This is a genomic window from Pedobacter jeongneungensis (genome assembly GCF_039538295.1).
Taxonomy (GTDB): domain Bacteria; phylum Bacteroidota; class Bacteroidia; order Sphingobacteriales; family Sphingobacteriaceae; genus Pedobacter; species Pedobacter jeongneungensis.
Genome location: NZ_BAABBY010000019.1, coordinates 42,446 through 58,177, shown reverse-complemented (window position 1 = coordinate 58,177; position 15,732 = coordinate 42,446). Strand labels below are relative to the sequence as shown.

Here is a 15,732-nt window from a genome sequence, read left to right as displayed (position 1 = left end):
GCGAAACTAGCCACGAGATGAGAATTCCATATAGGACCGTAGCAGACTACTACGTTGATAGGCTACAGATGTAAAGCTGGTGACAGCACAGTCGAGTAGTACTAATCATCCGAAGCTTTCAAAGCAAACAGACTGTTGTTTGTTCTTCAAACTAACTTCTTTCAATAATATGTCATTTAAGCTCGAGATAGCTTATCTAAAGAAATTTAGGTGCCTATATCGGTGGTGTCCACCTCTTCCCATTCCGAACAGAGAAGTTAAGCCCACCAGAGCCGATGGTACTGCGGTAACACGTGGGAGAGTAGGTCGGTGCCAAATATTAAAAGAAACCCTTTAACAGCAATGTTAAAGGGTTTTCTTCGTTTATAGCGGGTTTAACGATATGTTTTATTAGCTAACATTTGGTATTAACAGGTCCGGATTATTTCCACCATTAAGGAGTTAAGATAAGTTAAGGCTTGTTCCCGCAAATGGCGCTGATCGCCGCGGAAGCAATTCCATCATCCGTTTTACAGTTAAAGTTAAATTCCTTTTCTTAATGGCCTTAACTTCTTAATGATAAAAGGAACCTAAAGTATTTCTCACCATTAAGGAGTTTAGATAAGTTAAGGGTTGTTCCCGTAGATCATGCTGATTGCCGCAGAGGCAATTCCATCATCCGTTTTCCATCATATTTCTGTCATGGGTTAAATAGCCCTGATGGGAGCGGTATCCCTTTTGGGCAAAGATGATTGCTTATGTTAAAATGATTTCCCAAAAGGATTAAGCGTACAGCAGGACGGAACCCAACCCACACGCACAGAAACCTGCGCTCCAAAAAATATTTGAAGAAATACGGTTAAGAATAAAAACAGGGAAAATATTTAAGCGTTCGCCTCTTCTTTCACGGCTAACTGCCCACAGGCAGCATCGATATCTTTACCACGGCTACGACGGATGTTGGTATTAATTCCCTGACTTTTTAGGTAATTTGAAAATGCATCAATCTTATCTCCTTCAGCATTAGTAAAATCAGCAAAAGAAATTGGATTATATTCGATCAGGTTTACTTTACAAGGAATATGTTTACAGAATTTGGCTAAATCCATTGCATCCGATATCTCATCGTTAAAATGGTTGAAAACAATGTATTCGTAGGTTACCGGATTTTTGGTTTTAGCAAAATAGTATTTAAGCGCATCTGCCAGTGCTTTTAGAGAGTTGGCCTCATTAATAGGCATAATCTCATTACGCTTTTCATCGTTGGCAGCATGAAGCGATAGGGCAAGATTAAATTTAGCACCATCATCGCCCAGTTTTTTGATCATTTTCGCTATGCCTGCGGTAGATACGGTAATACGTTTATAGCTCATATTTAAGCCATCAGGAGCAGTGATACGCTCGATAGACTTTAATACGTTGGCATAATTCAATAATGGCTCTCCCATGCCCATATACACGATATTGGTAAGTGGATTATTGTAATTCAGTTTCGCCTGTTTATCAATCAGTACAACCTGGTCGTAAATCTCATCAGCGTTTAAATTACGCTTGCGGTCCATGTACCCCGTTGCACAGAATTTACAGGTTAAACTACAGCCTACCTGAGAACTCACACAAGCCGTCATTCGGTCTTCAAGAGGGATTAAAACCCCTTCAACAATGTTGCCATCGGCTAACCGGAAAGTATTTTTGATGGTATGATCGTTACTGAACTGGGAATTGTTCACCTGAACCGCATTAATGGCAAACGATTCATCCAAAGCCTTACGAAGATCTTTAGATAGATTACTCATTTGCTCGAAACTCGTAGCCGATTTTTCCCAAAGCCACTGGTAAATTTGCTTGGCCCTAAATGCAGGCTGTTGCATCGCTACAAGGTGTTGTTGCAATTGGGGAAGATCTAGTGCACGGATATCGGTTTTCTTTGCTGTTGCCATTTGTTGCAAAGGTACTTAAAAAGCCGTTAAGCTGAAAGACTAAAGCTAAAAGGCTACTAATCAGCACGTAATTTTACAATTGGTTGGCTTATCTTCCTCTGCCTCTTGTGTTTGACTTACCTTTTGCTGGTTTCGAATTTCTGTTGCCGGAATTACTTTTAACTGCAGGTTTTGGACCTGAATGACCACCTGGTTTCTTACCAAATGATTTTTGACCTGATGGTTTTGGTTTGAATGCTTTTTTAGGCTGTTCTTCTCTCAGTTCAGGGATTTCCTCCCAGGCATTTGTTTTTTTTCTGGTAGGGCTTTTGGTTTTGGGTTTAGCCTCAGAAGATGAGTTTTCGACACTTTTGGTAATGGCTTTCATCTCGTCTTCGGTAAGCTCCCTGAATTCTCCCGTAGGGATACCTTTAAGGTTTATATTCATAATCCGCGTACGCTCGAGTTTGGTTACTTCATAATCAAAATATTCGCACATTCTACGGATCTGCCTGTTTAAACCCTGAATTAAAATAATATTGAAAACAAATGTGCTGATCTGGCGAACCTTGCATTTTCGTGTATTTACCCCCAAAATTGGTACGCCATTACTCATTTCGAAAATGAAATCTTCGGTAATGGGTTTATTAACGGTAACCACATATTCCTTTTCGTGTTTATTCCCTGCCCTTAAAATTTTGTTTACAATATCACCATTATTGGTGAGGAAAATAAGGCCTGACGAATCTTTGTCAAGGCGGCCGATCGGGAATATCCTCTCACTATGGTTCACATAATCAACAATATTATCGCGCACACTGGCCTCAGTTGTACTTGTAATGCCAACGGGTTTATTAAAAGCCAGAAGAATAAAATTGCTTTCTTCTTTCGGCTCGATGTTGTGACCATTTACCATCACTTTATCGCCTGCAAAAACCTGATCGCCTACCTTTGCTCTTTTTCCATTGATGAAAACTGTGCCCTTTTCGATATAACGGTCTGCTTCACGGCGTGAACATAATCCACTTTCGCTGATGAATTTATTTAAACGGGTTGCAGAGTTATTGTTCATGCTGCAATTTTACGGAAATAAATTGTGTTATCCATTCTCTATGCCGGCAACAAATGCATCAATGGTATTTTTAAGGCTTGCTAAAGTTTGGTGATCTGTTACAATAGCATCATTATTAATCCGGGCTTTTGCAAACGGAATGAGCTGAGCAGATACCCTGGCCTCTAGAACGGTTAAAATATCGATAATAGATTGATAGGCTTTTTCTCCTTGTGTTGAAGCCACGATGGCTAATACGGGCTTACCAGAAAAAGATGCTGAACTCACGGTCCAATCAAGCAGGTTTTTTAGCGAGCCTGGTAAACCCATCGCATATTCTGGTGTAGAAATGATAACGCCATCAGCCTGCAGGATATTTAAGCGAAGATCCTGAATGCTTTGTGGTGGATTTTCCAGATCTAAATCAGGATTGAAATGTGGAATATCTGCAATAGACGGAAAAATTGTTACCTCATAAGCTGCCCCTAAAAGCTGGCTAATTGCCGAAAGGTAAAGTCCGTTGGTTGATGAAGCTTTTGTGCTGCCAGAAATCGCGAATATTTTTTTCATCGCTAAAAGTAGCAAAGAGGAGATAAATTATGAAAAAGGACTGGTAATCCGACCGTCATTTCGAATGAACCATTGAAACGTACCAGGTTTTCAATGGTTCATTTTAAAAAAGATTAAAAAGCTAAAAGTTCTGATCATCTGCACTTGGGCCATAACTTCCTGGGATTGGAATATCCAATAACCTTAAATATACACCCAATTGCGCACGGTGGTGGCTGGTTTGGCTAAGCGAGTGGCGGATGGTTTCATATTTAGAATAATCGGCAAGCACTTGTTTACCCATGCTCAGTACCCAGCGACCGTTTAAATTTTCTTCGGTGGCTTTTTCTAAATCTGCCTTGCCTTGTACGTAATTTTCCTCTAAAATTTTAACCAGGTCATCAGTACTTTCTACTGAAGGTTCTGTGTAAGGAGCCGTTTCAAAATCCAGTCCATCGGTAGTTAAAGCCAGTGTAACCCAGCGGGGCAAATCAGCAATGTGGACAGTAAGCGATTTCATTTTCATGCTTTTTTCATGTGGTGCCCAGTCGAATTTATCAGCGGGTACCAGTGCCAGGAATTTTTTTGTAGTATTAAATTCGGCTTCATACTCTTTCAATAATAATTTAATAATGTCCATATTTTTCTGTTTTGTTTTTTCTACTGTGTGTAATTCCATAAGTAATAAATCAGCTATGCTCATGATTTTTGATGTTGGTTTACACAAAGAAAATACGGGCTACTGACAACCCTATGGCAGTGTAAAAAAATAATTAATTAAGAAATGTTATATTCAAAAATTGTATTTTTGTGGTAATGACGACGTTAACAGTAAATATCGAAAACAAGAAATCTGAAAAAGCTGTAAAGGCTGTGCTTGATGCCTTGGGCTTGAACTACGAGGTCGCATCTAATATTAAAGCAAAAGAAAGAGCACCTAACAAGGCTGAACAGGCAATTTATAAACGTCTAAAAGATTCTTTTGAGCAAATCAAACTTCACCAAGAAGGAAAATTAGAATTTCGGGATGCCAAAGATTTTTTAGATGAGCTTTAAGGTTAAAACGGTTCCTAATTTTGAAAGGGAAGTTAAAAAAATCTTTAAGAAACACCGCTGCATAAAATCTGATTTATTAAAACTCATTAATGATTTAGAAATAAATCCTGAATTAGGGATTCATCTAGGCCAAAACATTTATAAAATACGATTATCCATTTCTGGTTCGAATAAAGGAAAATCCGGCGGTGCAAGGGTGATAACCTATGTAGTTATTGTTGAGAAGATGGTTTATCTTGCAGAAATTTACCTAAAGAGCAACCATTCAACTGTAAATATTGACGATGTTATATTACGTTTAAAAGAGGCCGGAATTATAGATTCTTAATAATTTACCGGCAGCAGATGCATGTAATCGCTTAATGGCATATGTTGCGTTTTCCTGAAAGGGACGCCCAGATTTTTTAGACAAACAATCCGCGTGAGGTTAAAATCTCGGTACTGGTTCCGGTAATGGCACCAGGCAATCAAATGCCAGCTAAAAGCGTAGAAAATTAAACCGATAGGCTCAACCTCTCTCTTACTTGCCTCACCCTTATTATTTTTATAATCGAGTTCGATGAGGTGTTTTTCGGCAATGGCGTGCTGAATAAGCGACAGGTATTCGAAGTTAAAACTTAATCTTTCAGGAATCTGTAATTTAATATGCTGGTTTAAAGTCTCCAGTTTTTCTTTCTGGCTTGTTTTTAATACCGCTTTTACCTTGGTTAGTGCAGAGGAGTAATGCGTTCGGATGGAGTTATCGGCAAAACCGTTTACCAAACTTTCTACCAGTAACAATGCATTGGCTTCGTCCATATTAAAAGAAACCGGCGGCAAAAAATAGCCCTGAACAAGATAATAACCTTTATGCTGCTCAAAACTTACCGGTATGCCCTGCTCGCAAAGTGCTTTAACATCGCGGTAAACCGTACGTACACTCATATTAAACCTTTCTGCAATTTTTTCTGCAGTAATATACTTTTTGGATTGGAGTAAAGTTAAAATTCCGAAAAGTCGGTCGATACGGTTCATGTCTGGTTTTTTTTAGGCTTGATAAAATTAAAGCTTTTTAACCAATTTTCTTGTGGTACGTTATTTGTAAACGATAAACAGATATCATTTCTAAACGATAAACCGTTATTATAATGGTTTAAGATATAATCTGAATTAAATGGCGGCTGTTATTCAAAAGCGTTTCTTCCGGGCAATAAAAAGTAAAGTAATTATAGGTTTCTTATTTGCCTGTTTTGCGCTGCTATTGGCATGGGGCATCAGCAAGTTTGCTTTTACACGGATGCTTAATACCGTTGAAGAAATTTCGGCGCCGAACGACCGATTAAGAATTGTTAATGATCTTTCGCATAAAATTGCAAGGCTAGATCAACTACAGCGCGATGAAGCCTTTAATAAACAGGGTACCTATAGTTTTCTTAAGGAATCGCGTAAATTAAGATCCAGCCTGGATACCTTACGGAAACTATACCGTGGCGATTCTGCCCAGTTGGCCAGGATCAAATCAATTAAAAATTTACTCTCAGACCGCGATAAACAGTTTGTAAATTACCTTAAAGTGCGCGAAACGCTGGTAAATACCAAATCGTTCTCTGATGAAGTTCAAAAACTAAATGAGCTGGTGGCTACAAGGGCAAGGCAAACCGATAGCGCTGTATTAACTACCGAAACCACCACCTCAACCACCACTGTAGCGCCAGAGGAAGAACAAAAATCGCGTGGTTTTCTGAGTAAACTTTTTGGAAAGAAAAAATCCGACGTTTACAAAATCATTAACGAGGAATTTAAAGTTAAACGCGATACCTTAAATGCAAAAGCTGAAGACAGCATCATGAAAAGCATGACGGGTTCATTAAAAAATATAGAACTCGAACAACGTCAGAAGAGCCAGAAGTTTTTAAAACGCGAAGCCGATTTATCAAGCGCCAGTAATGCTTTAACGGCTAAAATGCTGCAAATTTTGCGTGAAGTAGAAGGCGAAGCCGTAGCACAGGTAGATTTAAATGGCATCCAGGCCAAAGAAGTGGTTAACGATGGGATTACGCAAATCACCACCATTATTATCATTTTCTTTTTGTTGACGGTAATCCTGCTTTACCTGATCCTGGCAGATATTACCAAGAGCAATAGATACAGAAAGGCCTTGGAGCTGGCGAAAGATGAAGCTGAATATCATGGCAAAGCAAAACAGCGTTTCCTTTCTAACATGAGCCACGAAATCAGAACACCATTGCAATCTATTTTAGGTTATGCCGAATTGATTACCCAGCAGGATGTGCCCAATAAAAAGGATGTGGATGCCATTTACCAGTCCTCTATCCATTTATTACAAATTGTAAATGAAGTATTGGATTACAACCGGATTATTTCGGGCGAATTTAGTTTCAATAACCAGGTGTTTAATATCAGAAAAGCTTTAGATGAAGTGGTTTCGGTTATGAGGCCTTTGGCAGAACAAAAATCCCTTCAGTTAAATGTAGCCCTCGATCTGGCTAACCTCGAATTTGTAAAGGGCGATGCTTTTAGACTCAGGCAGATCTTATTTAATTTATTGGGTAACGCCGTTAAATTTACGCTGAAAGGCGAAATCGGTTTATCTGTTTCTTACAAAAGGCAGGGAGATGACCTGCATTTTCATTTTACGATAAAAGATACAGGGATTGGTTTCGAAGAAAAAGATATTCCTAAAATATTTAATGAATTTGAACAGATCGAATCTCCTGAAAAATATATCATCAATCAGACAGGTACAGGTTTAGGCTTACCTATTGTTAAATCATTGATCGAAACACAAGGTGGCCGGATTTACGTGAAAAGTAAGCCTGGCATCGGAACCACTTTTAATATTTTCATGAAATATGAAAATACAACTGAAAGGGTAAATGATGCGCTGGATTTGGAACATTATGCCATTATTAATCCTGGTACCGTATGGGTAATTGACGATGATAAACTGATTCTCGACTTATGCGGAATGATTTTTCAGAAAAACAAGATTCCTTTCAGAAGCTTTACACAAGTTGCCGACATTCTACACGCTGAAGCTGACCCCGATTTAAAATACGTTCTGGTTGATATGCGGATGCCTGAAATGACCGGTTTCGAACTTTGCCATTTATTAAAAAAGAAACTGCCGCAGCATGTAAAATTCTATGCTATTACCGCACAGGTTTTGCCAGAAGAACGTGAAATGGTTTTGAGTGAGGGTTTTGACGGGCTGATTATGAAACCGTTCAGGGCAGTGGATATCCTTTCGATTTTTGATAAAACAGAAATATTAGCCGAACAGCCCGAATTTGATTTTTCATCTATCGAAAAAATGACTTTTGGAGATCAGCAGATGCTTGAAAAAATCCTGAACCGTTTTAAACAGGATTCTATTGATGATGCTGCAGAACTGAAAAAGCATCTCCAGGACAATGATCAGGAAAAAAGCAGGTTACTGGTTCATCGTTTAGCAGGGCGTACGGCACAGATGGGTTCTAAAACTTTAGCGAATGCATTCCGCACTTTAGAGATAGAAATTGCCGAAAAAGGTTTAACGGATAAAACTAATGCTGAGGTTTTGGAACAAATTAAAAAATTGGATAGCCTGATTGCTTTTATTGAGCAAATGGATTATGCAAATGCAGAATAATTATTCAATCCCATAGCGCTCCATTTTTGCATAAAGCGTTTTGCGGTCGATATTTAAAATTTTAGCAGCTTTTGATTTGTTGTGTCTAACCTTAATGAGTGTTTCGGTAATCAATGTTTTTTCGTTCTGTTCGTTTACCGCTTTTAGGTCCGAAGAATTGCCCGGGGCCGATTGGTGCTGAACAGAAATCATCATTTCATCTGGCAATGCTTCAATCTGGGCAACATCACCAGGACTCAATAACACCATACGTTTAATCACATTACTCAGTTCGCGCAGATTGCCAGGCCAATCGTAACTTAACAGTAAGGCTTTAGCTTCTGCAGATACACTTTTAACATTCCGTTCCAGATCGCGGTTCGATAACTGGATAAAGTGGTTGATAAAGAGTTCCAAATCTCCACCTCTATCGCGTAATGGAGGCAACTGGATCTTAAATTCATTTAAGCGGTGGTATAAATCTTCCCTAAATTCTCCTTGTTGCATGCTATTGGCCAGGTCATCATTTGTAGCCGTGATAATGCGAACATTTACAGGAATCTGTTTAGTACTGCCCAATGGCTGTATTACCCTTTCCTGCAAAGCCCTGAGGAGTTTAATCTGTACTTCATAACTCAGGTTACCCACTTCATCCAGAAACAGTGTTCCACCATTGGCTGCCTCAAACTGACCTTTTTTATCATTCAAAGCACCGGTAAAAGCACCCTTAACATGGCCGAATAATTCGCTGGCGGCTAAATCTTTTGATAAAGCGCCACAATCAATGGCTACAAAAGGTTTATCTGCACGTTTGCTCTGCTGATGCAAAGTTCTGGCGGCAAATTCTTTCCCTGTTCCACTTTCTCCCTGTATAATTACCGACATATCGGTAGGTGCAACCAGGTTGATGTGTCCATATAACTTATCGGCAATTGCACTTTTGCCTTTAATAAAATCGCTGTTTGTTTCTTTTGGAGTAATGCTTTTTAAATCCTTTTTAGCCAAAGAATTTTTAATTACCATCAGTAATTCATCAGGGTTAACCGGTTTGGTAATGTAATCGAAAGCACCTAACTGGATTGATTTAACAGCCGTGCGTACATCATTAAAACTTGTCATGATGATAACCGGGATAGAAAGGCCCAAATCGCGGAGGTGAGTAAGCACTTCGAAACCGGTTCCATCAGGCAGCCGGTAATCAATTAAAAGTAAGTCGAATTCGCTGCTCTCCACTTGTTTAAAAGATTGCTTTACATGGGTTACAAGGGTAATCTCATGACCGTTTTTTGTTAAAAAACCTTCAAGTAATTGAGCAAATGTTGTATCGTCTTCTAGAATCAGGATTCTCGCCATGTAACAAAAATAAGAAAAGCCGGACATAATCCGGCTTTCTTTTGTAATAGGTAGATGTAATATTTGGGTTTTTATTGTACGGGTTTACCGTCTTTATCAATTTTAACCGAACCAGTTTCTGCTTCTTTTTTAACATTGATTAAGTAGTATTCCTTTGTTCCTTCTTTAACAGACCATGCTTCAGTAGCGGTCCAGCCTTTATAAGCATCAGATTTTAATGCTGTTGTTACCGGCTCAGGTAATTCTTCCAGTTTAACCGGAGTTTTAACTGCACTATCCTGAACTGCAACAATTGCAGCGTTTTTAATTGTATTTACTTCACTTGCCTGTACTGCTGAGAATCCTGCAAAAGCTAAGAACGCAGCTGATAAAATTAATTTTTTCATCTTGTTTCTTTTTTAGTTTATGCGCAGCCCGAAGGCCGCGCTTATGTTGATTATGCCTTTATGGCGTATTTATTTGAGATTATTGAACTGGTTTACCGTCTTTGTCGATTTTCACCGAACCGGTTTCAGCTTCTTTTTTAACGTTGATTAAATAATACTCTTTGGTACCTTCTTTAACCGACCAGGCTTCAGTAGCGGTCCATCCTTTATATGCATCAGATTTTAATGCGGTGGTTACCGGAGCAGGAAGCTCTTCTAGTTTAACCGGAGTTTTTACTGCACTATCCTGAACTGCGATAATTGCTGCGTTTTTGATTGTATTTACTTCACTTGCTTGTACTGCTGTAAATCCTGCGAATGCTAATGTAGCGGCTAAAATGATCTTTTTCATGATATTCTGTTTTAATATGATTGGTAACTTTCGTTACTGTTTAAATACTTGTTAATTACGGAGCGCTAATTTTTTATGTTGATTATTGAACTGGTTTACCGTCTTTATCGATTTTTACCGAACCGGTTTCAGCTTCTTTTTTTACGTTGATTAAATAATACTCTTTAGTACCTTCTTTAACCGACCACGCTTCTGTAGCGGTCCAACCTTTATATGCATCAGATTTTAATGCGGTTGTTACTGGCTCAGGTAATTCTTCCAGTTTAACCGGAGTTTTCACTGCGCTATCTTGAACTGCAACAATTGCAGTAGTTTTAAAATCTTTTACTTCACTTGCCTGTACTGCTGAGAATCCTGCGAATGCTAATACTGTAGCTGCTAAAACGAATTTTTTCATGGTATATATTTTAAAATTTATTTGTGTAACAATACTTGCTAATGTTTCATAATGGTGCCAAACAAATATTTTTATTTAAATAATTGATTTTCAGTAATTTATTGTTGTGCCAAAGTTTTAAAGTTGTGGAATTTCTCCACACTTTGTGGTGAATGACTACAAGTTTTGCAGTTATTTCTAACAGAAGTTCTTAATCTTTAGCATGCAGTTGGATGTTACCATACGACCGGGAGGGCAATTTTCAGGTAAAGATGAAATAGCTGCATTCTGAGATTACATAACTATCAGATGGAAACATCAGATAATGCAAAAAAAAAATAAATTTCAATTTTTGAAAAAAGAAGATTTTTTTCTATCATTGCAGCCCGATTAAAAGCCTCCTTAGCTCAGCTGGTAGAGCAACTGACTTGTAATCAGTAGGTCATTGGTTCGATTCCGATAGGAGGCTCTTTTTCTCTCCCGCTTTTCTAGTTTATTTAGAAAAAATCCTAAAATCATTTCATTTTCAAAAACAACCCAGGCGTAGAAAAATATTTTTTTTGCTGCTGTTATTGCGCTAATTTGCATCATGCTAAAATATTTTTCAGCCGATTGGATTTTTCCTGTTGCTTCGGCTCCGGTAAAAAATGGGGCGGTGGCTGTACGTCCGGATGGTGAAATTGCAGGAATCTTAACTGAAGAAGAGATTACAAACCATGGTCTGGACATCATAAAATACAAAGGCGCTATCGTTCCTGGTTTTATTAATACCCATTGCCATTTGGAACTTTCGCACATGCAGGGGCAAATTCCCGAACGCACTGGATTGGTCGAATTTGTGCGGAGCATTATTACAAACAGGCAGGCCGACGGAGAGCAGATTTTAGAGGCCATGTACAATGCTGATCAAAAGATGTTCGAAAACGGCATTGTGGCTGTTGGCGATATTTCAAACCAGGTTTCTTCCAAAGCAGTAAAACAAAAAAGTAAAATCCATTACCATACCTTTATAGAGGCATTGGGTTTTAACCCTGAAAGAGCTGGCGCCATAATGGACCATGTTAAAGGCGTTAAACAGGATTTTGAATCGCTGCCGGCATCTATCGTTCCACACGCACCCTATACTGTATCTCCCGAATTATTTGAATTAATCAGGGTTCAAGCTGAAAAAGATAATGCTTTTATCAGTGTGCATAATCAGGAAACGGATAATGAAAATGCTTTTTTCGAAAGTAAAACAGGAGGATTTTTAGACTTATACAAATTTTTAGGGCTGGATATCTCTTTTTTTGAACCCTTAAATAAAACATCATTACAAAGCTGGCTACCTTATATTAAGGAGCAAAAAGCTTTATTGGTGCACAATACCGTTTCAAATAAAGCTGATATCGAATTTGCGAAAGCACACAATCAGAATTTATATTGGTGCCTTTGTCCGCAGGCTAATCTTTATATTGAAAACACTTTGCCCGACGTTGATCTCCTGATAGGTGAAAAAGTGAAAATCACCTTGGGTACCGATAGTTTGGCGAGTAACCATCAGCTTAATATCCTGTCGGAAATGATCACCTTGCAAAAACATAAACAAGTAGACTTCGAAGCGCTTTTGAGTTGGGCAACTATAAACGGTGCCGAATTTTTAGCTCTTGACCAACACTTAGGAACAATAGAAACTGGTAAAAAACCAGGATTAAATCTGATCCAGCTATCGGCTGATTTTATAATTGAAAGTGATAAGGTAGAGAGATTAATATAATGGATTTAATGCCTTAAAACATCAAATTTTTTAAGGCATAAATTTAATTTGGATTAGATTTTAATAGCATTTATTAGTTTCGCATTAAAAAATCATTTTTTTAATGTGAAATGTGTTTGCCTTTAATGGTTTGAGGTGATTTTATATTTTGACATTAAATATTTAAATTTTTAATGTTAATAATGATATATTTGAATATGCCATTTGCCATTAATCCAGATCGTACCAAACCTTGGAACTCACTTCCTGAACTGCCAGTTGATCCAGTTATCTACCTTGACATTGATATTTTATTACAACTTGGCAATAGTAAAGCAGCATTAGGACGTCTTCAAGGTAGAAGTATTGTTATTCCCAATCAAGGACTACTTATTAATTCTATTAGTTTGCAGGAAGCAAAAGCATCAAGTGCGATTGAAAATATTTTTACTACGGATGATGAACTTTATAAAGCATATAGTGAAGAAAATGTCGGTCAGGTAAATGGTCCGGCAAAAGAAATTCTATATTATAGAGAAGCGTTATGGGAAGGTCATCAATATCTTCAGGAAAATAAACCTATCGATAGGGAATATTTTATCAAAATGTATCGGATTGTTAGTCGGTTTAATGATGGAATACGACCACCAGTGGCTCAAGTTGTAATTAAGGAGGGTGGCTCGGGACCAAATGCAGGAAAAGTGTTTTATACACCACCCAGGGGAGCGGGTGTAATCGAAGCTAAAATGGATAACCTGATTAATTTTCTTAATGATGAAATAAACTACCCGTTGGACCCATTACTTAAAATGGCAATAGGGCATTATCAATTTGAGGCAATACATCCATTTCGTGATGGTAACGGTAGAACAGGAAGAATTTTTAATATTAATTATTTAACGCAAAAAGGATTACTAGATTACCCCATACTTTTTTTAAGCAAGTATATTATGGAAAATAAAGAAGAGTATTATAGTGGTCTTGCAGGAATTACCCAACGTGGAAATTGGAAAAATTGGATACTTTATATGCTTAAAGCGGTTGAAGTAACAGCGAATATTACCTACGATAAAATAAATGATATTATTATAGCTAAAGAAGCAATTATGAGGGCTGTTTTAGAAGACACTGATATCCAGCGGCCAGATTCGTTAATAAATTCAATATTTACGCAACCCTTTACACGAGTTCAGCATTTGGTTAAGAAAGGAATATATGCAGAAAATACGGCAAGAAAGTATTTAGACCAGTTAACCGAAATGGGGATACTTGAAAAGAGGTCGGTAGGTAAAGGACATTATTTTCTTAATTTAGAATTGTATAGAATTCTTTCAGAATAATATGAAAATAGCCATATTAGACGATTATCAGGATGCGGTTAGAAAACTGAAATGTTTTAGTTTATTAAAGCAGCATGAAGTTGTTATTCTTAATCAGACAGAAAAAGATCCTAATGCTTTAGCCGAAAAAATAAAAGATGTTGAAGCCTTGGTTTTGATCAGGGAGCGGACAGCGATTACTGATGACTTACTTTCAAGGTTACCCAATTTAAAGCTAATCAGTCAAACAGGCAAAATTTCCAATCACCTTGATTTAAATGCCTGCACTAAATATAAAGTGGCGGTTGCCGAAGGGGTAGGCTCTCCAATTGCTCCGGCAGAATTAACCTGGATTTTGTTAATGAATGTTTTAAGACAGGTACCAAATGCAATTGAAGGGATGAAAAAAGGTAAGTGGCAAACGAATATCGGTGAAAGTGTGAGCGGAAAAACAATCGGGATTTGGGGTTATGGAAAAATCGGGAAACTAATCGCCGGTTATGCGAAAGCTTTCGGGGCAAAGGTTTTGGTGTGGGGCAGTGAGCAATCCAGATCCAATGCAGTAAATGATGGATTTGAAGCGGCACAAAGTAAAACCGATTTTTTTAAAACTGCCGATGTGGTTTCTCTTCACCTCCGTTTAAATAAAGAAACCACTGGTATTGTAAAGCAGGAAGATTTAAATGTAATGAAAACCTCTTCGGTTTTGATTAATACTTCCCGTGCAGAACTAATAGAAGAAGGAGACCTGATTAAAGCTTTAAAAGCAGGCCGGCCGGGTTTTGCCGGCATAGATGTTTATGAAAATGAGCCCGTTTACGATACCGGTTTCGAACTGCTCAATATGCCGAACGTGGTTTGCACACCGCATCTTGGTTATGTAGAAAAGAATAGTTACGAATTATATTTTAGTAAAGCATTCGAAAACATCATCAATTATATCAACGGAAAACCAACAAATATTGCCAACCCCGAAATACTTTAATATAAAGCGCAATGGTACGTGTCACCACGTACCATCACTAAAAAATTTTTATGAACCCAATCTGTAAACTCTTCAATATTCAATATCCCATTATCCAGGCCGGAATGGTTTGGTGTAGCGGCTGGAAGTTGGCCTCGGCAGTTTCTAATGCCGGTGGTTTGGGGATTATCGGTGCAGGCTCCATGTATCCTGAAGTTTTAAGAACGCACATCCAAAAGTGTAAATCAGCTACTGATCAACCTTTTGGAGTAAACATTCCATTGCTTTATCCAAATATTCAGGAAATCATTGAGGTAGTGATTGAAGAAGGTGTTAAGATTGTTTTTTCTTCAGCTGGTAATCCCGCTACCTGGACCGGCACCTTAAAAGAGAAAGGAATTACCGTTGTTCATGTGATAGCGAATACAAAATTTGCATTAAAGGCACAAGAAGCGGGCGTAGATGCCATTGTTGCCGAAGGTTTCGAAGCTGGCGGACATAACGGTAGGGAGGAAACCACTACCATATGTTTAATCCCGATGATTAAAGAAACAGTGCAAATTCCCGTGATTGCTGCCGGAGGTATCGGCAGTGGTAAAGCCATGTTAGCTGCTTTTGCTTTAGGTGCCGATGCCGTTCAGATCGGTTCTGCCTTTGCAGTTGCCGGAGAATCATCAGCCCATCCGGCTTTTAAGAATAAAATTATTTCTGCAGTAGAAGGAGATACCAAACTGGCCATGAAAAAGCTCGTTCCGGTAAGGTTATTGAAAAATGAATTTGCTGACGCTGTTTCCGTAGCTGAAGCCGAAGGAGCCGATCGAAGCCGCTTAATGGAACTTTTAGGCAGGGCAAGGGCAAAGTTAGGGATGTTTGAGGGAGATATGGAAAACGGGGAGCTCGAAATCGGCCAGGTTTCGGCATTACTCAAGGAAATTAAACCTGCAAAAGCCATTCTCGATGAAATCTGGCTGGAATTTAAATCCGGATTACAAAGATTTAACAGTTTATTCCACGAATTAAACTTATAAACAAATCGGTAAACGA

General features: G+C 38.3%; 16 protein-coding genes, 1 tRNA gene and 2 rRNA genes. 10 read left to right on the top strand and 9 right to left on the bottom strand.

The genetic code is table 11. The features are described 5' to 3' along the window. Positions 1-125 (top strand): 23S ribosomal RNA (locus tag ABD769_RS24335); the annotation flags it as partial. 81 nt (positions 126-206) lie between these two features. Beyond that, positions 207-318 (top strand): 5S ribosomal RNA (rrf, locus tag ABD769_RS24330). A gap of 545 nt (positions 319-863) precedes the next feature. Here the strand turns inward: rrf and rlmN are convergent. The 4 genes from rlmN to ABD769_RS24310 form a co-directional block, all read right to left on the bottom strand. Then, positions 864-1,919, bottom strand: a complete 1,056-nt coding sequence (rlmN, locus tag ABD769_RS24325) for a dual-specificity RNA methyltransferase RlmN (RefSeq protein ID WP_344853967.1) — start codon at positions 1,917-1,919, stop codon at positions 864-866. A gap of 88 nt (positions 1,920-2,007) precedes the next feature. Beyond that, the gene (rluF, locus tag ABD769_RS24320) at positions 2,008-2,970 is read right to left on the bottom strand and encodes a 23S rRNA pseudouridine(2604) synthase RluF (protein ID WP_344853966.1); all 963 of its coding nucleotides are present in this window, start codon (positions 2,968-2,970) and stop codon (positions 2,008-2,010) included. Between the two features lie 27 nt (positions 2,971-2,997). Beyond that, positions 2,998-3,519, bottom strand: a complete 522-nt coding sequence (locus ABD769_RS24315; RefSeq protein ID WP_344853965.1) for an NADPH-dependent FMN reductase — start codon at positions 3,517-3,519, stop codon at positions 2,998-3,000. 121 nt (positions 3,520-3,640) lie between these two features. After that, positions 3,641-4,177, bottom strand: a complete 537-nt coding sequence (locus ABD769_RS24310) for a DinB family protein (protein ID WP_344853964.1) — start codon at positions 4,175-4,177, stop codon at positions 3,641-3,643. Positions 4,178-4,314: 137 nt separating this feature from the next. Here ABD769_RS24310 and ABD769_RS24305 point away from each other — a divergent pair, with 137 nt between their 5' ends. Beyond that, entirely contained in the window at positions 4,315-4,554 is a 240-nt protein-coding gene (locus ABD769_RS24305) for a hypothetical protein (protein WP_344853963.1), read from the top strand. After that, complete coding sequence (locus ABD769_RS24300; RefSeq protein ID WP_344853962.1) at positions 4,544-4,882, top strand: type II toxin-antitoxin system RelE/ParE family toxin; 339 nt, start codon at positions 4,544-4,546, stop codon at positions 4,880-4,882. The genes ABD769_RS24305 and ABD769_RS24300 overlap by 11 nt, the downstream gene beginning before the upstream one ends. Here the strand turns inward: ABD769_RS24300 and ABD769_RS24295 are convergent. Beyond that, positions 4,879-5,568, bottom strand: a complete 690-nt coding sequence (locus ABD769_RS24295; protein WP_344853961.1) for a helix-turn-helix transcriptional regulator — start codon at positions 5,566-5,568, stop codon at positions 4,879-4,881. The genes ABD769_RS24300 and ABD769_RS24295 overlap by 4 nt on opposite strands. Positions 5,569-5,707: 139 nt before the next feature. On the opposite strand from ABD769_RS24295, the gene ABD769_RS24290 reads away from it, so the two are divergent. Then, positions 5,708-8,185, top strand: coding sequence for an ATP-binding protein (locus ABD769_RS24290; protein WP_344853960.1), 2,478 nt, complete (start codon positions 5,708-5,710; stop codon positions 8,183-8,185). Here the strand turns inward: ABD769_RS24290 and ABD769_RS24285 are convergent, their stop codons facing one another. From ABD769_RS24285 to ABD769_RS24270, 4 genes are all read right to left on the bottom strand, one after another. After that, positions 8,186-9,517 carry a sigma-54-dependent transcriptional regulator gene (locus ABD769_RS24285; protein WP_344853959.1) on the bottom strand — a complete coding sequence of 444 codons (1,332 nt, stop codon included), beginning with the start codon at positions 9,515-9,517 and terminating at the stop codon, positions 8,186-8,188. 71 nt (positions 9,518-9,588) lie between these two features. Next, a complete protein-coding gene (locus ABD769_RS24280) occupies positions 9,589-9,903 on the bottom strand; it encodes a hypothetical protein (protein ID WP_116169014.1) in 315 nt (104 codons plus the stop codon). A 79-nt stretch (positions 9,904-9,982) separates the two neighbouring features. Next, a complete protein-coding gene (locus ABD769_RS24275; protein ID WP_344853958.1) occupies positions 9,983-10,294 on the bottom strand; it encodes a hypothetical protein in 312 nt (103 codons plus the stop codon). A gap of 82 nt (positions 10,295-10,376) precedes the next feature. Next, entirely contained in the window at positions 10,377-10,691 is a 315-nt protein-coding gene (locus ABD769_RS24270; RefSeq protein ID WP_147224473.1) for a GDYXXLXY domain-containing protein, read from the bottom strand. A 375-nt stretch (positions 10,692-11,066) separates the two neighbouring features. On the opposite strand from ABD769_RS24270, the gene ABD769_RS24265 reads away from it, so the two are divergent. The 5 genes from ABD769_RS24265 to ABD769_RS24245 all read left to right on the top strand — a co-directional run bounded on the left by ABD769_RS24265 (position 11,067) and on the right by ABD769_RS24245 (position 15,716). After that, positions 11,067-11,139, top strand: a tRNA-Thr gene (locus ABD769_RS24265). Between the two features lie 120 nt (positions 11,140-11,259). Continuing rightward, complete coding sequence (locus ABD769_RS24260) at positions 11,260-12,426, top strand: amidohydrolase family protein (protein ID WP_344853957.1); 1,167 nt, start codon at positions 11,260-11,262, stop codon at positions 12,424-12,426. A gap of 182 nt (positions 12,427-12,608) precedes the next feature. Continuing rightward, a complete protein-coding gene (locus ABD769_RS24255; RefSeq protein WP_344853956.1) occupies positions 12,609-13,745 on the top strand; it encodes a Fic family protein in 1,137 nt (378 codons plus the stop codon). 1 nt (position 13,746) lies between these two features. Beyond that, the gene (locus tag ABD769_RS24250; RefSeq protein ID WP_344853955.1) at positions 13,747-14,709 is read left to right on the top strand and encodes a D-2-hydroxyacid dehydrogenase family protein; all 963 of its coding nucleotides are present in this window, start codon (positions 13,747-13,749) and stop codon (positions 14,707-14,709) included. A gap of 50 nt (positions 14,710-14,759) precedes the next feature. Then, complete coding sequence (locus tag ABD769_RS24245; RefSeq protein ID WP_344853954.1) at positions 14,760-15,716, top strand: NAD(P)H-dependent flavin oxidoreductase; 957 nt, start codon at positions 14,760-14,762, stop codon at positions 15,714-15,716. Positions 15,717-15,732 lie beyond the last annotated feature (16 nt).